We start from the raw sequence: 19110 nt of genomic DNA on the forward strand, positions 1-19110 counted from the left end.
TTAGACTCCGTGAAAGTAATCAATTTTTATTTATGTTCTAAAGTGGGCAAATACCATTTGAATTTCACGGCCATTAAACGAACCGAAATGATAACTAGAGAGGTTGTTAAGTATAAAACATCCTTTTCTAAATTAAATTCTCGTAGGATAAAGAAAATAATTCCGCCCAAAATACAAATCGTAGCATAAATTTCTCTTCTGAAAATGACGGGGATTTCAGTGCACAAAATATCTCGGATAACACCTCCAAAACAGGCGGTCATCGTTCCTAAAGCCACACAAATAACTGGATGAAGTCCAATATTGATTCCTTTTTCAAGACCAATCAATGTAAAAACACCTAATCCAATCGTGTCAAATAAAAATAAGGAAGTTCTTAATTTATCGAATTTTTTTCGAAAAAGAATTGCCAAAACAAACCCGATAATAATCACATAAACGTATTTTAAATCCAGCATCCACCCTACAGGTGTTCGCCCAATCATGATGTCCCGTAGGGTTCCACCACCAACCGCAGTAACAAATGCAATGATAAAAACCCCAAAAGGATCGAGCTTTTTACTCATGGCTGTCAATGCGCCTGACATGGCAAACGCCATTGTACCGATGATGTCAAGTAAGTGAAACATTTGAATTTGAATTTTGACAAAAATAGAGAAAATACTCGTGAAAACAGCTAGGACTATCTACAATTAATGAAACTTATGCATCCCAATAAATATTCCAATCCGATTAGAAAACTGGATTTTCTATATGTATCTTTGTAACTATTAATTAAATAGTTGAAAGTCTTGAAACAAATTACTTCGATACAAAATCCATACATAAAATCTTTAGTGCAATTACAGGAAAAAGCGAAAGCCCGCAAACAATCCGGTTCTTTTTTAATGGAAGGAAAACGCGAAATTTCTATTGCCATAAAGGGTGGTTACGAAATGGAAACAATATTGTTTTCACCTGAAATTTGTTCCGAAACGGATGCCAGAACATTATCAAAAAATGCCGAGCTGATTGAAATCAACAAAGAAGTGTACCAAAAACTGGCGTATCGTGATACCACCGAAGGAATTTTGGCTGTAGCCAAAACCAAATCGATGCAATTATCCGATTTAAAATTATCTAAAAACCCTTTGATTCTTATTGCAGAAGCACCGGAAAAACCAGGAAATATTGGTGCTTTATTACGTACCGCCGATGCTGCAAATCTGGATGCGGTGATTATTGCGAATCCAAAAAGTGATTTATACAATCCAAATATCGTGCGTTCCAGCGTGGGCTGTTTGTTTACGAACCAAATTGCAACCGGAACAACATCCGAAATTATCGCTTTTTTAAAAGAAAGAAACATTAATTTTTATTGTGCAACTTTACAAAATTCGACTTCGTATCACACTCAGGATTACACAACTCCAACGGCATTAGTCGTAGGAACGGAAGCCACGGGATTGACAGAGGAATGGAGAAAAGAAGCTACCCAAAATATTATTATTCCGATGCAAGGCGAAATCGATTCTATGAATGTCTCGGTTGCCGCAGCAATTTTAATTTTTGAAGCCAAAAGACAAAGAGGGTTTTAGATTTTAGATTGCAGATTAACGATTTTTGATGGCAGATTTAAAAACAAAAAAATATGAAAAATAAATTATTCGTTGCAATAGCATTACTTTCAACCACATTTTCTTTCGCACAAATTAGCTCCCCTCAAGTGGATGAATTGGTCGATCGCACTTTAAAAACATTCAACGTTCCTGGGATTGCTGTGGCAATAGTCAAAGACGGAAAGATTATTCATGCTAAAGGATATGGTGTAAAATCTATTTTGACTAATGAAAAAGTCGATGCGAATACGCTTTTTGGAATTGCTTCCAACAGTAAAGCGTTTACAAGCGCTGCTTTGGCCATGTTAGTTGATGAAGGAAAAGTAAAATGGGATGATAAAGTCATCAAATACCTTCCTAATTTCAAGATGTATAATGAATATGTAACAAATGAGTTTACGATTCGGGACTTATTGACGCACAGAAGTGGATTGGGTCTTGGCGCTGGAGATTTGATGATTTGGCCTGACGGAAGTAATTTTACTGCACAAGATATTATTCAGAATTTACAGTATTTAAAACCGGTTTCGGCATTTAGAACGCAATACGATTATGACAATTTATTGTACATTGTTGCCGGAGAAGTTATTCGCGTAGCAAGCGGTTTGAGTTGGTGTGATTTTGTGGAAGAACGCATGATGAAACCTTTAGAAATGAATCATAGCGCTGCTTCTTTTTTACGTTTAAAAGATACTACAAACATCATTGCACCGCACGTTCCTATTGACGGTAAACTAAAAGTAATCAAACGCTACCAAAACCAACTTTTTGATGCAGCAGCCGGTATTTACTCCAGTGTAAATGATTTGAGTAAATGGACCATTATGCAAATGAACAACGGGCAATATGGTGCGGATAGCAAGCAATTATTTTCTAAAAAAGAACACGCCGAAATGTGGCAATTACAAACCATAATTCCTGCGGCCACAAGACCTCCTTACAATACTCATTTCAGTGGTTACGGATTGGGCTGGTTTTTAAGTGACGTACAAGGATACAAACAAGTAACGCATACCGGCGGATTAGAAGGAATTGTTACGCAAGTCACGCTTTTACCAGAATTGAATCTGGGAATTATTGTATTGACCAATCAGCAATCAGGAGCGGCATTCAGAGCAATCAGCAATACTATAAAAGACAGTTATTTAGGAATCCAATCCGAGGATTATGTGACTAATTATAGTGCGAGTTTAAAAGAAAACGAAGCCTCCGCTGACAAAGTAACTGATGAAGTTTGGGCAACCGTAGCCAAGAATAAAAAAGATAAAATAAAAATTGATTTCAAAAGCTTTACAGGAACATACAAAGACAATTGGTTTGGTGAAATTATACTTTCAGAAAAAAAGGGACGCTTGTATTTTGCTTCAAAACGTTCTCCACAACTTACTGGTGAAGTTTTTTTCTACAAAGACACTAATTACGTGGTAAAATGGGATAATGCTTATTTTCATGCTGATGCCCACTTATTTTTTGAATGTGATGCCACTGGAAAAGCAGTACGATTAACGATGAAACCTATTTCTGAGCTAACTGATTTTAGTTATGATTTTCAGGACTTAGATTTTAGTAAAGTTCAATAATCAAGTTGAATGTCACATTTGTTATTTGCACCACGAAACCCTTTTTTACTTGCACATCTCCCAACTAATTTCTATTTTTAGAAATTGAACCATGCCGTTATGATAGAAATTGATATAGAAAAAGAAAATAAAGCAATTGCTCAAGAATACAAAGAATTACTTCGCATAAGCTACCAAACATTAAGTGATGATGACAAAAAACTCATCCGAAAAGCATTTGATGTTTCCGTTGAAGCGCATAAAGAACAAAGACGAAAATCCGGTGAAGCCTATATTTTCCATCCTATTGCTGTGGCAAAAATTGTTGCTTCAGAGATTGGTTTGGGTGCTACATCCATTGCCGCTGCTTTATTGCACGATGTTGTAGAGGATACGCCCACTACAGTTCAGGATATTGAACGTTTGTTTAATCCAAAAGTGGCTCAAATCGTTGAAGGATTAACAAAAATATCTTTAGTCCAAAGAGATTTAAATGTGTCTATGCAAGCGGAAAATTTCCGTAAAATGATATTGACGTTGAACGATGATGTACGGGTAATTCTGATTAAACTAGCCGATCGTTTGCACAACATGCAAACCATGGATTCGATGCATGAGGACAAACAAACCAAAATCGCATCGGAAACCCTGTATATTTATGCACCTTTGGCACATCGATTGGGCTTGTACAACATAAAAACCAAACTGGAAGACTTAGGGTTAAAATATACGGAACCCGCCATTTACAAAGAAATTGTCAGTAAAATAAAAGAAACCAAAGAAGAGCAAGATGCTTATATTGAAGATATTTCTAATGTCCTGAAAGCCTCTTTAGATGCCGAAGGAGTTGAATATATTATAAAAGGACGTCCAAAATCTATTTATTCTATTCGCAGAAAAATGCAGGCGCAAAACGTGAGTTTTGATGAAGTGTACGATAAATTTGCGTTACGTATTGTATACAAATCAACTCCTCACGATGAGAAATTTGTTGCTTGGAAAATATATTCAATCGTAACAGATCATTATAGACCGAGTCCAAGTCGTTTGCGTGATTGGATTTCTTCACCAAAATCAACCGGTTACGAAGCCTTGCACATTACCGTTATGGGACCAAAAGGTCGCTGGGTTGAAGTTCAGGTTCGAAGCGAACGTATGGATGAAATTGCCGAAAAAGGATATGCCGCACATTACAAGTACAAGAACGGAGCTACCGAAGAAAGTGGTTTGGATGTTTGGTTAAATTTATTAAAAGAAGCTTTAGAAAATTCTGAAACAAATGCGGTGGATTTTGTCGAGGATTTTAAAATGAATTTATATTCTAAAGAAATTTTTGTTTTTACTCCAAAAGGAGAAATAAAGTCATTACCGAAAGGCGCCACTTCGCTGGATTTTGCGTTCAGTATTCACTCCGAAATAGGAATTCGAACCAGAGGAACGCGCGTCAATGGGAAATTAGTCCCTTTGAATTTCGAATTAAAAAGTGGTGATCAAATTGAAGTTATTACTTCTCAACATCAAAAACCAACCGTCAACTGGCTGGATTATGTCACGACATCGAGAGCCAAAACAAAAATTAAAAACGTTCTAAACGAGAATACCAAGAAAATTGGTGAAGAGGGAAAAGAACTGCTGACCCGAAAATTAAAGCATTTAAAAATAACATTGAGCGAACAAGTGATTAATGAATTAGTCAACTTTTTCAAACTAAAAACAAGCCTGGACTTATTCTACAGAGTTGGAATTGGCGCTATTGAAAACCAGCAACTCAAAGATTACGCGGCACAAAAGAGCAATACTTTCATTAATTTTTTTAAAAATAAAATGAAACGCTCTCCAAGCAGCACTTCAGATGAGGATATTCACAAACCAATAATAAGCAGCAGTTATGACATGCTTGTCTTTGGAAAAGAACATGACAAACTGGATTACAAATTATCGCCTTGCTGCAACCCAATTCCTGGAGATGACGTTTTTGGTTTTGTGACCATAAACGAAGGTATAAAAGTGCATAAGAAAGATTGTCCAAACGCCATAGGTATGCAATCAAATTATGCGTACCGAATAATGTCAGCAAAATGGATTGATTCTTCACAGGAAGAGTTCAAAGCCATTATAAACATTACCGGTATGGATGTTTTAGGACTTACAAACCAACTGACGAAAGTAATTTCGAATAACATGCATGTGAATATACAGAGCATTTCTTTGAGTACTGATGCGGGAATTTTTCACGGTCAGGTTGCCGTAATTGTTCAAAACAATACAATATTGAAAAAAATGATCAGTAACATCAAAAAAATTGATGGAATCGATAAGGTAACACGGGAGTATAAAACATAGAAAAGTGATATTGTTTATTGGAGTCCGTCTTTAGGATTTTCAAATACAAACGGAACAAACTTAAAACTAAACAAACCGGAAACTTTAAAGTTTAAACTAAAAAATTTATCTTTGCCAGCATATGACACTCATTTCCACAGACAACACCAAAAACCAAGAAATTGTAAAAAATGTTTTTACAATGTATCTTGAAAAAAAAGGACATCGCAAAACTCCTGAACGTTATGCTATCCTTCAGGAAATTTACGACAGCGAAGAACATTTTGACGTAGAAAATTTGTATATCAAAATGAAAAACAAAAACTATCGTGTGAGTAGAGCAACCCTTTATAATACGATTGAATTATTATTGGACTGTGCTTTAGTGCGCAAACATCAATTTGGACAAAATCAGGCACATTACGAAAAATCATACTTTGATAAGCAACACGATCATATTATTATGACGGATACTGGCGAAGTAATCGAGTTTTGTGATCCTAGAATTCAAAGTATAAAGAAAACAATTGAAGAAATATTCGATATAGAAATTACCAACCACTCGTTGTATCTGTATGGAACAAAGAAACAAAAAAACAACTTGGACGAAGAAAATCGTTCATAAATATAAAAACTAACTACAAATAACATTCAGAATGACGGTAGATTTATTACTAGGATTACAATGGGGAGATGAAGGAAAAGGAAAAATTGTTGATGTTCTTACTTCTAAATATGATATTATTGCTCGTTTTCAAGGAGGTCCAAATGCAGGACATACTTTGGAATTTGACGGAATAAAACATGTTCTTAGAACTATTCCTTCCGGTATTTTTCATAAAACTGCAATAAATATCATTGGAAACGGAGTTGTAATTGATCCTGTAGTTTTTCAAAAAGAAATTGAAGGTCTTGAGAAATTTAATTTAGACATCAAAAGCAAATTAATCATTTCAAGAAAAGCGCATTTAATTTTACCTACGCACCGTTTATTAGACGCGGCTTCTGAAGCTTCTAAAGGTAAAGCAAAAATTGGTTCTACTTTAAAAGGAATTGGCCCAACTTATATGGACAAAACCGGAAGAAACGGAATCCGTATAGGCGATATCGAATTAGAAGATTTTGCAGATCGTTACAGAGCTTTGGCTGACAAGCATGAAGCAATGATAAAATTCTATGATGTTGCTATCCAATATAATTTAGAAGAATTAGAAAAAGAATTTTTTGAAGCTATCGAAGAACTAAAAAAATTAGATTTCATTGATAGCGAAGAATATTTACACCAAGCGCAAAAAGCTGGTAAAGCAATATTATGTGAAGGTGCTCAAGGTTCATTATTAGATGTTGATTTTGGAACGTATCCATTTGTAACTTCATCTAATACAACTGCTGCTGGTGCTTGTACCGGTTTAGGGATTGCTCCAAATAAAATCAAGGAAGTATATGGAATTTTCAAAGCGTATGTAACACGCGTAGGAAGTGGTCCGTTCCCAACAGAACTTTTTGACGAGGATGGTGCAACTATGGCACGTGTAGGAAATGAATTTGGTTCAGTAACCGGAAGACAAAGACGTTGTGGCTGGTTAGACTTAGTAGCGCTTAAATATGCTGTTCAGGTGAATGGTGTAACACAATTGATGATGATGAAAGGTGATGTGCTTTCAGGATTTGAAACGTTGAAAGTATGTACGGAATACAATTATAAAGGAGAGAAAATTTCTCATTTCCCTTATAACATCGAGCCAGAAAATGTAACTCCAGTATATCAGGATTTCAAAGGATGGAAACAAGATTTGACTGGTATGACAACCTATGACGAATTACCGACAGAGTTGAAAGAATACATTGCATTCATTGAAAAAGAAGTGGAAGTTCCTATCAAAATTGTTTCTGTAGGTCCAGACAGAAAGCAAACTATTCTAAAATAAGATTACCAAACGCTCTGAAAATTCAGAGCGTTTTTTTATACTTTAGTAATCGAATAGCTAACCCATTTTCAGCTCACCATGATACCAAAACAAGAAAAATTTTTACAGTACGCAATTCTATTTGCTTGTTTTAGTATGCTTTTGTCTTGTAGGGAGGAGCAAGATATTACTTTAAGCACTGACAATCAAAAATACAGCATCAAAGGAAATAAAATATTGAAAGACAACCAACCCATTCAGTTGATTGGAACAAATTCATTTCAAGTTTTTGGGGCAAATGACCTAAAAATGAGTAGTTGGAATATGGACATAGCGCGGGAATTTATAGGGAATGTTCAAGAACAACCCTTAACCGGTATGCCTATAAAAGACAGTAATGGTTCTTTTTTACATTCATTACAAAGTATTGTGGATGGAAATCGAAAAAATAACAGAATTACTATTTTATGCGGTTTTGGTTGGGACGGAAAAAACGAAACAGAATTTACAGGCAAAAGTCCTTCAAAAACCATTTGGTGGAAACCCTATAAAGAAAAACTACAAGAATGGGCGTTGCATTTTAAAAATCAACCAGATGTATGGATCGAAGTATGGAATGAGCCCTACAGATTTGACAGAGCTGATGGTTATACTGATGAAGTCTGGGAAAAAGACATGACAGAACTTGTTGCCATTATTAGAATTACAGGCAATCCCTCTATAATTCTTATACCTTGTGCTGAACAAGGACAAGACGAAAGTGTTTTGCTAAAAAAAGGGAATTCTTTTCTACAAAAAAATTCTAATATTGTCTTTGATATTCACGCTTATGAAAAATGGTTATTAGATAGTGAAACTGCAATAGACAATAGGCTGGATTTATTAAAACAGCAAAAATTACCAGTCCTTTTTGGAGAAACAGCACCTATGAATGCAGGGATTTTAATGGACCCTCGCTATTTTCTTAATGCTGTATACAATAGAGGATTTTCTGTATGTGCATGGGTATGGAAATACGATAAAAATGACCAAGATGCACTGCTCACTGCTGATGGTACTCCTAATGATACCAACAATAACAACTGGGGCTCCACGTATAAAAACTTAGCTGCTAAACCTCGAAATCCTTAAAAATATTATTACAAAATAAAATGAAAAATCCAACTATCAAAATACAAAAAACCGAATTGCTATCAGACAATTGGTATATATTAAACAAAGTAACTTTTGACTATCAAAAAAAAGACGAATCTTGGATTACGCAAAAAAGAGAAGTTTATGATAGAGGAAACGGTGCTGCAATTTTGCTTTATAATACACAGCAAAAAACAGTTATTCTAACACGTCAGTTTCGTTTACCTACATACCTTAACGGAAATGAAACTGGAATGATGATTGAGGTTTGCGCCGGACTTTTGGACGCAGACAATCCAGAGCAATGCATCATAAGAGAAACGGAAGAAGAAACTGGATACCGAATTTCTAAAGTAAAAAAAGTAATGGAAACGTATATGTCTCCCGGTGCAGTAACCGAAATATTATATTTATTTGTTGGTGAATACGATGAATCTATGAAAGTGAGTGACGGTGGCGGAGTGGAACATGAAGAAGAAAATATTGACGTAATGGAAATGACTTATGACGAAGCATATGCTATGATTGAATCTGGTCAAATGCAAGACGCAAAGACGATTTTGTTATTACAATATGCCAAAATTCATAATTTGGTTCAATGAATAATACGACTAAAGGAATTTTATTTGCCTTATTCGCTACCTTGCTATGGTCCGTAAATATGGTAATTGCAAGTGGTATCAAAGGTCATATTCCTCCTGTCGGATTGGCTTTTTGGCGCTGGACTGTTGCTTGCATCGTTTTGGCTCCATTTGCCATAAAAAGTACGATTAAAAGTTTCGAAATTATAAAAACAAACATTCGGTATCTTACGCTTACAGCAGTATTGGGCATCACTATTTTTAATACGCTGATATACTTTGCAGGAAGAACAACAAGTGCAGTCAACTTATCGTTAATTGCCATTTCGATTCCGTTATTTATTGTTGTTCTCTCCAGAATTATTTTTAAAGAGAAAGTGTCCAATATAAAAATAGTGGGAATTGTAACAATAATCACTGGAGTTGTTGTGCTTATTTCCAAAGGTTCCTTACAAGCATTACTCCATATCAACTTCACTATTGGGGATTTATTAATGCTCGTGGCTTGCTTCTTTTTTGCTTATTACACCATATTAGTTCGCAAAAAACCAGATGAACTAAGCCCAAAAGTATTTTTGTTCAGTGTTTTTATAATTGGTACAATTTTACTGTTTCCGTTTTACATGTATGAACATGTCTATTACAAAAAAGTAATTTTTGACACCAAAACAGTCTTGGTAACTACCTATGTAGGCATCTGCGCTTCCTTAATTTCATTTTATTTATGGAACGAAGCCATTCGACTAATTGGGACGTCAAAAACAGCCTTGATTTACTATTTGATTCCCGTTTTCAGTGGAATTCTGGCGTATTTTTTTCTTAACCAAGCCATTTTACTAACGCAAATCATAAGCATGGGAATCATTATTTCCGGGTTATTAATTACCAATAAGAAGTAAAGCATTAAACTTTTGACGAAATAGAAAAGCAGAATGAAAATAAATTCATTCTGCTTTTTTATTTATGAAGTACTCTAAAAATTTACTATTTATTAGGTTGCGGAGTCATTCTTAAATACGGTTTTACTCTTTCGTATCCTTTTGGAAATTTAGTAGCGATATCTTCATCCTTAATCGAGGTCGAGATTACCACTTTATCACCATCTTTCCAGTTGGCAGGTGTTGCTACGCTGAATTTAGCTGTCAATTGCAAACTATCAACTACACGTAATATTTCGTCAAAATTTCTACCGGTCGATGCAGGATACGTCAACGTCAATTTTACTTTTTTGTCTGGTGCAATTATAAAAACTGAACGAACAGTGAAACTCTCACTTGCATTAGGATGAATCATATCGTATAATTCAGCAATATGCTTGTCTTCATCGGCAATTATTGGGAAATTTACAGTTGTATTTTGAGTTTCATTGATGTCTTTGATCCACTCCATGTGCGAATCTACTCCATCCACACTTAATGCAATTACTTTTACATTTCGTTTTTCAAATTCAGGATAATAATTCGCAACAGTTCCTAACTCAGTAGTGCAAACAGGTGTAAAATCAGCAGGATGGGAGAAAAGAACTCCCCAAGAATCTCCTAACCATTCATGAAATTTTATTTTTCCTTGTGACGTTTCTGCTTCAAAATCAGGAGCAATATCGCCTAATCGTAATGTTGCCATAGTAATTTAATTTATTGATTATTAACACTGTAAGGTATTGAAATAAAAGCAATAAAGCAGAAATCTAATCTTAAAATTGTACTAATGTTTATGAAAAACAGAAAGCAATCAGGAAACGAAATACCCTAGCCCTGATTGCCGCGGCATCTCCCGATTTAGAAAAACAAGGCTTTTTCAGCCGTAGTTTTTATTAATCGGGAATACAGTGCAGAGCAGGAAAAAAGCTCCTAAAAAGTAGTGTTATTTTTTCTTTAGATTTGGTAAAAAGAGCGCTATAATCCCTATCAAAGGCAAATACGCACAAATATAATAGACATACGTAATGCTGGTATGATCTGCAAGATTCCCTAATAAAGCGGAACCCAAACCACCCATTCCAAAGGCAAAACCATAGAAAAGACCGGAAACCATTCCGAGTTTTTTAGGCAATAATTCTTGTGCATAAACCAAGATTGCCGGAAACGCAGAGGAGATGATGATTCCAATTAAAACTGATAAAACACCTGTCCAAAACAAATCAACATACGGCAACAATAATGTGAAAGGCGCTGCTCCCAAGACAGAAAACCAAATCACGTATTTTCTTCCGAATTTATCGCCTATCGGTCCGCCAATTAACGTTCCAATAGCACAAGAAGCCAAAAATAAAACCAAATGAAATTGCGCCTCCTGCACCGATAATCCAAATTTTTCAATCAGGTAAAAAGTGAAATAACTGGACATACTGGCCATATAAAAAAATTTTGAAAATATCAAAACCAGCAAAATTCCCACTGAAATTATAATCTTCTTTTGGGACAAATTGGGCAAATCGATTACTGCTTTTTTGGCACTTCTCAAACTCAAATGGTTTTGATACCAAAGGGCAATTCTACTTAAGACAATCAATCCAATGATAGCAACAACCACGAACCAAATGATATAATATTGTGAATTTGGAACCACAATTAAAGCAACCAACAAAGGTCCGATTGCTGTTCCGGCATTGCCTCCCAGCTGAAAAATGGATTGTGCCAAACCACGCTTTCCGCCTGATGCCAAAAAGGAGATCCGGGACGCTTCAGGATGAAAAATAGAGGAACCAATTCCGACCAAAACTACCGAAACTATAATCATTTCAAAACTGGAAGCATAGGATAAAAATACGATTCCCGACAAGGTAAACAGCATGCCGAAAATTTGGGAAAAGGGCTTTGGTCTTTTATCGGTATATAAACCAACCAAAGGTTGCAATATCGAAGCCGCCAGTTGATAAGCCAAGGTGATTAATCCGATTTGTGTAAAAGTTAAATTGAAATTTTCCCTTAAAATAGGATACGCTGCCGGAATTACGGCTTGCAATAAATCATTCAATAAATGGGCGAACGCTATAGAAAATAATATGGAATATACGGTTTGCTGCGCAATAGGAGTTGTGTCTGGTTTTGATGTAGTATCAAGAGATGCATTCATATTTTATAAAACTTTATTACTAATTATTGATTCAGATTCAGGCTTTAAAATTTAAACATACTGAACCACAAAATACCAAAACAACAAGGTGACAAACGATAATGGAATTCCAAAACCAATCATCATACTGCTTAATCGGGGTTTTAAACCGTGGGTAGATGCTAAAATAGATGCGGTAATCATTGGCGCCATAGCTGACTCCATTATGGCAACTTGGATAATTTTAGAGTGCTGTTGCAAAATTACGACATACAACACGTAAATGAGAGCCGGAGTTAAAATTAATTTATACAAAAGCCCCAATCCTAAAAACTTCCAATGCTGGCTTTTTCGTTCAAAACGCAGTTGTAAACCGACCGAAAGCAATGCCAAAGGTGTCACTCCACTTCCCAGTTTTTGGAATAAAAGCTGCACGTATTCATGGAAATCGACATTAAGAATATTCATCAAACAAGCAATCAAAAAAGTTATGAATGGAGGAAAAAGAAGAATTTTTTTTGCGATTTGAAAACCATTTAGGTTGCCACTGGAGTATAAAGTTGCCACAAGAATTCCTAAAGTAGAAAGTACCACAAAAGAACCGGGTTGATCCACCAGAATTGCTGTTTTCAAACCTTCTTCTCCGTATAATGCTTCAATTATTGGAAAACCTAAAAAGGAAGTATTCCCCAAACCGGCCGTTAAAATTAAACAACCAATAAGTTTTTTAGACCATCCCAACCTATTGCCTAAAAAACTAAAAAATAAATAGGAAACAACAAAACCAATCCAAGCAACTCCAATTGGAAATAACAATTCATTACTCCATTTTATTTTTGGAATATAATACAAGGCCAAAGCCGGAAGACAGATATAAATAACAATCTTGTTCAACAGCTTGTAAATTGTTACAGGAAAGCCTTTTATATTTTGGAATACAATTCCAAGGAATAGGAAAACAAAGATTAGGATGAAATTAGTCATAGTTTAATTTGATTACAAAAATACCACTTAAATTTATTTTGAGAAGTAGAAAATCCTGCTTTAGATGCTACAATAAGTTAAAAAAGGAACAATAATTGGAAATTACAATTTTAGACGTATATTTGTAATATATTTTATTACAGTATGATTTCAGGTAAATTTGCAATAACAATACATATCCTAACCTTACTCACTAAATTCCCAGACGAATTTTTATCCTCTGAATTTATTGCGGGTAGCGTGAACTTACATCCTGTTTTGGTAAGAAAAGAAATTGCGAACCTGAAAAAAAATAATATTGTGGAAAGCAAAGAAGGCAAAAACGGAGGAACAAAATTATTAAAATCGGCATCAGATATTTCATTAGACACCATATTCAAAATGACTTTTGATACTGTGACCTTAGGTTTTTCAAAAAACGAACCTAATCCAAAATGCCCTGTCGGAAAAAAAATAAATAAGAACTTAGAAGATTTATATGAAAATATCAATGAGAAAATCAGCTTACAATTAAGCGGCATTACATTGGAAAATTTTTCTAATCAATTTTAAAACTATTTTTTTATATAAAACTGTAACATTTTTTATTACTTTTAAATACACATAATTATGAAAATCGCAATTATCGGAGCCACAGGATTTGTAGGTTCAGCAATTTTAAATGAATTGGCAAGTCGCAATCATGAAATAACGGCTCTAGCCCGAAATCCTAAAAATAATGGAAACGCAGCTATAAAATGGGGAAAAGCAGACATCAACAACGTTGAAGAACTGTCTAAAATTATTGCTGGAAATGATGTGATTGTAAACGCTTTCAGCGCAGGTTGGACCAATCCAAATTTATATACCGATTTCCTAGAAGGTTCAAAAGCGATTCAAGAAGCTGTTAAAAAATCCGGTGTAAAACGTTTTATTACCATTGGCGGTGGCGGAAGTTTGTTTGTTGCTCCTAATTTGCAAGCAGTAGACACACCCGATTTCCCAAAAGAATATTATACAGGAGCAACTGCCGCAAGAGATTATTTGAATATTATTAAAGACGAAAAAGAGTTGGATTGGGCATTTTTCAGTCCGGCTCTTGAAATGCATCAAGGCATCACTACAGGAAGAACCGGTAAATACCGCCTTGGATTAGAAAATCCTGTTTTTGATGAAAATCAGAGAAGTATTTTATCCGTTGAAGATGCAGCAGTAGTTATCGCAGATGAAGTTGAAACCCCAAAACACCATCAGGTTCGTTTTACAGCAGCGTATTAATTCTATATATTTTCTAAAATAAAACAGTTTCATAAGGCCGTTGCTTTTTGAAACTGTTTTTGTTTTCACTACTTTTACTATTCTAAAAAATAGTTTTGCCAAATAAAAAATACCATCCAAGCGCATTAAACGAAAAACCCGGAATTTCTGCTCCAGAAATTATCAGCGCTGTTGCTGTTGGGAATATTCAGCAATTTAGAAAAATACAACCGTCGGCAAAAGAGCTGGTTGAAGGAATTTTAAACGAAAATATTACTGCACTGAGTCGTGCCATTACTTTAGTCGAAAGTACGAATATCAATCATTTGGCGAAAGCCAATGAAGTAATAAATGCCTGCTTACCTTACGCAAATAAATCTGTCAGGATAGGAATTACTGGCGTTCCTGGAGTTGGAAAAAGTACCTTTATTGAAGCTTTTGGAAAATACCTGACTGGTTTAGGAAAAAAAGTAGCGGTACTTGCCGTTGATCCCAGCAGCACGATTTCGCATGGAAGTATTTTGGGTGATAAAACCCGAATGGAAGAACTGGTTAAAGACAAAAATGCTTTTATTCGTCCATCGGCTTCGGGGGAAACCTTAGGTGGTGTAGCTCGAAAAACCCGAGAGACCATTACGCTTTGTGAGGCTGCCGGTTTTGATACCATCATTATTGAAACGGTTGGTGTAGGCCAAAGTGAAACCGCAGTGCACAGCATGGTTGATTTTTTCTTGCTGTTAAAAATATCTGGCGCCGGTGACGAATTGCAAGGCATCAAACGTGGTATCATGGAAATGGCAGATGCTATTGTCATCAATAAAGCCGATGGTGATAATATTAAAAGAGCCAACCTTGCCAAAATGGAATTTAATAGAGCATTGCATCTTTTCCCTGCCAAAAAATCAGGTTGGACGCCCACAACCGCAGCCTGCAGCGCCATTACCCATGAAGGAATATCTGATGTTTTGGAAACCATTTTGAAATTCCTGGAACTGACACAAGGCAATAATTATTTCTTTGAAAAACGTAAAGAACAAAATCAATATTGGATGCTGGAAACCATAAACGAGCAATTGAAAACTAATTTTTACAATAACCCGGAAATTCAAAAATCACTGGAATCAACTAAAAAAGCGGTGCAAAATGATGAAATTTCACCCTTTGCAGCCGCTCAAAAATTATTAGAAAAGTATTTTAAAAAATAAACCTACTCTTTTTCGTAGCGTTCCATTTCACGATCATAAAACTCATTGGCAAGAACGATCAATCCTTCCATTTCAGCATTTAATTCTGCCTCGTCTAGATCTTCAGCTTCTTCCATAAACTCCACCTCATCATCTTTAAGATTAATTATAAATCTTGGGTAATCAAGGTGTATGATGAAAATGTCTTCGGGAAAATCAGTATTGTCGCCAAGTAAAAATTTTGGTAATTCCATGAATTAAATATTTAAGTAATTTATTATTTTATTTATTATCGTTTTGCATCACCAACTTTCTTGTCAATTTCGCAAAGCGAATATACAAAAATAAAGCGGCAGCTGTTAAACCTGCCAGAAGTCCGATCCAGATTCCAACAGCTTTCAGTTCTGTGTATTTTCCTAAATAATAGGAAATAGGAAAACCAATAACCCAATAGGCCACAAAGGTAATGTACATGGGTATTTTTACGTCTTGCAAACCGCGTAACGCTCCTAAAACCACAACTTGAATTCCATCCGATATTTGAAAAATAGCTGCAATCAATAGTAATTTTGAAGTGATTAAGATAATTTCTTCATTATCCAACATTTGAGTCGAATCGCTCATATTCAAGAATAAATGCGGTAAAAAATTATGAAACACGACAAAGATAATTGCGAAGAAAGTTTCTAATATAATTGCCAAAAGAAAAATAGATCTTGCAACGACAATCAAATTTTTATAATCGTTCATTCCTTTAGTATGACTCACACGAATCATTGCCGTGACGCTTAAACCCATCGCAACCATAAAAGTGGAGGATGCCAGAATAAGTGCAATCTGATTGGCAGCCTGACTATTTTTCCCTAAAGAACCCGAAAGCCAAATAGCAGCCGTAAATAACGTTACTTCAAACAGCATTTGCATTGCTGACGGCATACCTAGATTTATGATTTTTTTTAAAATTGATTTTCGTATTTCTTTAAAACTGAAATTCTTAAAATATTTTTTCAATGCCGAATTTTGTTTCATCAAGTAATGCATGAAGACCACCATCATTATTCTGGACAAAACCGTTCCAAGTGCAGCACCCAGAATTCCTAATTTTGGAAAAATCCAAATTCCGTAAATCAAAACATAATTAAAGAAGATGTGTACCACATTTGCCATAAAAATAGCATACATCGAATATTTAGTTTTGGCTAAACCATCCGCAAATTGTTTGTAACCCTGGTATATAATCACTGGAATCAATGAAAACGCCACCCAATCTATATATGGAGCGGCCATATCAGCCACTTCTTTGGGTTGGTGCATCATGTACATAATTTGTTTGGCCAGCACAGTCATAATAAACAATGCAACTCCTAAAACCGTACATAAAAGCAATCCGTGGTGGAAAGTAGTGCGGATTTTTTGATCATTATTTTCGGCATCCGCTTCCGCAACTAATGGAGTAATTGCCGTAGAAAAACCTATTCCTAGAGACATTGCTATAAAAATAAAACTATTTCCAAGCGATACGGCCGCTAACTCAGTAGAACCTAACTTGCCTACCATGAAATTATCAACTATTCCTATTAGTGTATGTCCCAACATTCCCAAAATTACAGGATATGCTAATTTAATATTATAAGAAAACTCTTTGAAGTATTTTGAAAAATTCACTTTTGCCTTTTTTTGGGCAAATATAATTAGAAGCATTGAATTGTGATAATACTATTGCATTTTAAAGAATTGTTTTTTTTAGCTGAGGTACACAAAACAAGGAATTCTATAACAAATGGACTTAATTCTATAACTTTTTAAATACTTGAGGACTTACTTTTGCACCGTTGTTTTAGCAAACAAAACCCCTAAAAACAACAAAAATATTAAAAAATACAATTATGAAAATCGCAGGAAAAATTAAATTCGTATTAGCACTTACAATCTCAATGATGTTTGCTAGTAATGTAAAAGCTCAAGAAACAAATAAAACAACAAATTACGATCAAGGATTCCGTTTAGGATTTGGTGCAAATGCAGGATATTCAGTTAATGATCCTTACAAATTATCACTTGGTGCAGATGTAAGAGGACAATATGATTTATCAAAAATATACTCATTGACTTTGACTACAGGTTACACTAATTTATTTGTAAGCAAAGCTGATGCTTTTCCTGGTCAAACAGAAGGAAAAGATTTAGGTATCATCCCAGCCAAAGCGGGTTTCAAAGCTTTTATTTGGGAAGACCAATTTTACGTTATGGGAGAAGCTGGTGCAGCATTTGCAGTAAGCAATGTGGACAATACTAGAGACAAAACTTCTTTATTGTTATCTCCAAGTATCGGGTATGCTACTAAATACATAGATATTTCTTTGAACTATACACACTATAATCATTTTGATCGTTTAAACAGTAACGGTTCTCTTGGTAGAGGAGTTGGACAAGTAGGTGTTCGTTTAGCTTATGGTTTCAAACTATAAATCACCAATAATATTATTAAAAAATGCGCTGAAATTCAGCGCATTTTTTTTGTCTATTCTTTTTTCAGGATGTCTTTATACATCTCAAAATTAGCTTTTACTTTTTCATCTAACTGCGGCTCTTTGATATCTGTATATTTTTGCATTTCTTCCCAGATAATTTTGGCCACAACATAACGCGCCATTTCTTTATCATCAGCAGGAATAATATACCACGGAGCATTTTTAGTGGCCGTTTTATTAATTGCCTCCTCATAATACTGCATGTATTCATCCCAATGTTCACGTTCCGTTAAATCTCCAGGCGAAAATTTCCAATGGTGTTCCACTTCTTCCAATCTTCGCAATAAGCGTTTGCGTTGCTCTTCCTTACTCAGGTGAAAATAAAATTTCAAAACAATAGTTCCGTTTTGCGTGATGTGTTTTTCAAAATTATTGATTTGCTCCAAACGGTTTTCCCAAAATTGCGGCGTAATATCTTCTACTTTTTCAATTCCAGGCAAATTTTCATTCAAAATATATTCCGGATGGACGCGAGTAACTAAGACATTCTCATAATGTGTTCTATTAAATACTGCAAATTTCCCTTTTTCTGGCAAAGCCAAATAATGTCGCCATAAATAATCGTGTTCTAATTCCGTTGAATTGGGTGTTTTAAAACTATGCACCTCAACACCGCGCGGATTAAATTCCTCGAAAACTTCGCGAATCAGACTATCCTTTCCTGATGTGTCCATCCCTTGCAAACAAATCAAAACGCCGTATCGATTGTGCGCGTACATAACATCCTGCAACTCGCTCAATTTCGCCTGAACCTTATCCAATTTCTCCTCTTTGGCATCATCACTGGCTCCATTAAACAAGTTCGTTGGGATTTTGGCCAATTCAATTTTGCCAATCACTTTAAAATCATCGGGATTTATAGACTTCATAAGAAATATTTTATCTTTGTAAACTCAAATATAACAAATTAAAAGGAGCATTTTCCAGCTATCCGTTGCAATCTTTTATTATTTTAAAGAAAAATAATAAAAGGATTTCCTCTTCTATCTGGGCTAGGCATTCTTTTTCACAACAAATATT

At 35.1% G+C, this 19110-nt stretch carries 19 protein-coding genes; 12 read left to right on the plus strand and 7 right to left on the minus strand.

The window, feature by feature from the left end; translation table 11 throughout:
- Window positions 1-26: 26 nt before the first annotated feature.
- Entirely contained in the window at window positions 27-629 is a 603-nt protein-coding gene (locus AC0J6S_RS00520; RefSeq protein ID WP_474954954.1) for a trimeric intracellular cation channel family protein, read from the minus strand.
- Window positions 630-791: 162 nt separating this feature from the next.
- Here AC0J6S_RS00520 and AC0J6S_RS00525 point away from each other — a divergent pair, with 162 nt between their 5' ends.
- The 8 genes from AC0J6S_RS00525 (at window position 792) to AC0J6S_RS00560 (ending at window position 10000) form a co-directional block, all read left to right on the plus strand.
- Window positions 792-1577, plus strand: a complete 786-nt coding sequence (locus tag AC0J6S_RS00525) for a TrmH family RNA methyltransferase (RefSeq protein WP_474954955.1) — start codon at window positions 792-794, stop codon at window positions 1575-1577.
- A gap of 53 nt (window positions 1578-1630) precedes the next feature.
- On the plus strand, window positions 1631-3178 hold the full coding sequence (locus AC0J6S_RS00530; RefSeq protein WP_474954956.1) for a serine hydrolase: 1548 nt from the start codon (window positions 1631-1633) through the stop codon (window positions 3176-3178).
- Between the two features lie 99 nt (window positions 3179-3277).
- The gene (locus tag AC0J6S_RS00535; RefSeq protein WP_474954957.1) at window positions 3278-5500 is read left to right on the plus strand and encodes a RelA/SpoT family protein; all 2223 of its coding nucleotides are present in this window, start codon (window positions 3278-3280) and stop codon (window positions 5498-5500) included.
- 121 nt (window positions 5501-5621) lie between these two features.
- Window positions 5622-6104: a Fur family transcriptional regulator gene (locus tag AC0J6S_RS00540; RefSeq protein WP_091166502.1), complete on the plus strand. Its 483-nt coding sequence runs from the start codon at window positions 5622-5624 to the stop codon at window positions 6102-6104.
- Between the two features lie 31 nt (window positions 6105-6135).
- On the plus strand, window positions 6136-7407 hold the full coding sequence (locus tag AC0J6S_RS00545; protein WP_474954958.1) for an adenylosuccinate synthase: 1272 nt from the start codon (window positions 6136-6138) through the stop codon (window positions 7405-7407).
- A gap of 78 nt (window positions 7408-7485) precedes the next feature.
- On the plus strand, window positions 7486-8517 hold the full coding sequence (locus AC0J6S_RS00550) for a cellulase family glycosylhydrolase (protein WP_474954959.1): 1032 nt from the start codon (window positions 7486-7488) through the stop codon (window positions 8515-8517).
- Window positions 8518-8537: 20 nt separating this feature from the next.
- A complete protein-coding gene (nudK, locus tag AC0J6S_RS00555; protein WP_474954960.1) occupies window positions 8538-9122 on the plus strand; it encodes a GDP-mannose pyrophosphatase NudK in 585 nt (194 codons plus the stop codon).
- Window positions 9119-10000 (plus strand): DMT family transporter, encoded by an 882-nt coding sequence (locus AC0J6S_RS00560; protein WP_474954961.1) that lies wholly within the window; start codon window positions 9119-9121, stop codon window positions 9998-10000. Before nudK ends, AC0J6S_RS00560 begins: the two co-directional genes overlap by 4 nt.
- Window positions 10001-10085: 85 nt before the next feature.
- Here AC0J6S_RS00560 and AC0J6S_RS00565 read toward each other — a convergent pair whose 3' ends face one another.
- From AC0J6S_RS00565 to AC0J6S_RS00575, 3 genes are all read right to left on the minus strand, one after another.
- Window positions 10086-10724: a peroxiredoxin gene (locus AC0J6S_RS00565; RefSeq protein WP_474954962.1), complete on the minus strand. Its 639-nt coding sequence runs from the start codon at window positions 10722-10724 to the stop codon at window positions 10086-10088.
- 240 nt (window positions 10725-10964) lie between these two features.
- On the minus strand, window positions 10965-12176 hold the full coding sequence (locus AC0J6S_RS00570; protein WP_474954963.1) for an MFS transporter: 1212 nt from the start codon (window positions 12174-12176) through the stop codon (window positions 10965-10967).
- 51 nt (window positions 12177-12227) lie between these two features.
- A complete protein-coding gene (locus AC0J6S_RS00575) occupies window positions 12228-13139 on the minus strand; it encodes an AEC family transporter (protein WP_474954964.1) in 912 nt (303 codons plus the stop codon).
- Between the two features lie 144 nt (window positions 13140-13283).
- Between AC0J6S_RS00575 and AC0J6S_RS00580 the strand changes: the two genes are divergently transcribed.
- From AC0J6S_RS00580 to meaB, 3 genes are all read left to right on the plus strand, one after another.
- Window positions 13284-13691 (plus strand): Rrf2 family transcriptional regulator, encoded by a 408-nt coding sequence (locus AC0J6S_RS00580; protein WP_113665317.1) that lies wholly within the window; start codon window positions 13284-13286, stop codon window positions 13689-13691.
- 57 nt (window positions 13692-13748) lie between these two features.
- On the plus strand, window positions 13749-14396 hold the full coding sequence (locus AC0J6S_RS00585) for an NAD(P)-dependent oxidoreductase (protein ID WP_474954965.1): 648 nt from the start codon (window positions 13749-13751) through the stop codon (window positions 14394-14396).
- A 95-nt stretch (window positions 14397-14491) separates the two neighbouring features.
- Window positions 14492-15580, plus strand: coding sequence for a methylmalonyl Co-A mutase-associated GTPase MeaB (gene meaB, locus AC0J6S_RS00590; protein ID WP_474954966.1), 1089 nt, complete (start codon window positions 14492-14494; stop codon window positions 15578-15580).
- 2 nt (window positions 15581-15582) lie between these two features.
- On the opposite strand, the gene AC0J6S_RS00595 is transcribed toward meaB, so the two are convergent.
- Window positions 15583-15813, minus strand: a complete 231-nt coding sequence (locus AC0J6S_RS00595) for a hypothetical protein (RefSeq protein WP_379755437.1) — start codon at window positions 15811-15813, stop codon at window positions 15583-15585.
- Between the two features lie 28 nt (window positions 15814-15841).
- Entirely contained in the window at window positions 15842-17224 is a 1383-nt protein-coding gene (locus tag AC0J6S_RS00600; protein WP_474954967.1) for an MATE family efflux transporter, read from the minus strand.
- 221 nt (window positions 17225-17445) lie between these two features.
- Here AC0J6S_RS00600 and AC0J6S_RS00605 point away from each other — a divergent pair, with 221 nt between their 5' ends.
- Window positions 17446-18027, plus strand: coding sequence for a hypothetical protein (locus AC0J6S_RS00605; RefSeq protein ID WP_474954968.1), 582 nt, complete (start codon window positions 17446-17448; stop codon window positions 18025-18027).
- 53 nt (window positions 18028-18080) lie between these two features.
- Here the strand turns inward: AC0J6S_RS00605 and AC0J6S_RS00610 are convergent, their stop codons facing one another.
- Entirely contained in the window at window positions 18081-18959 is an 879-nt protein-coding gene (locus AC0J6S_RS00610; protein ID WP_474954969.1) for a PPK2 family polyphosphate kinase, read from the minus strand.
- Between the last annotated feature and the right edge of the window lie 151 nt (window positions 18960-19110).

Source organism: Flavobacterium sp. TS_SC_5 (genome assembly GCF_056156265.1).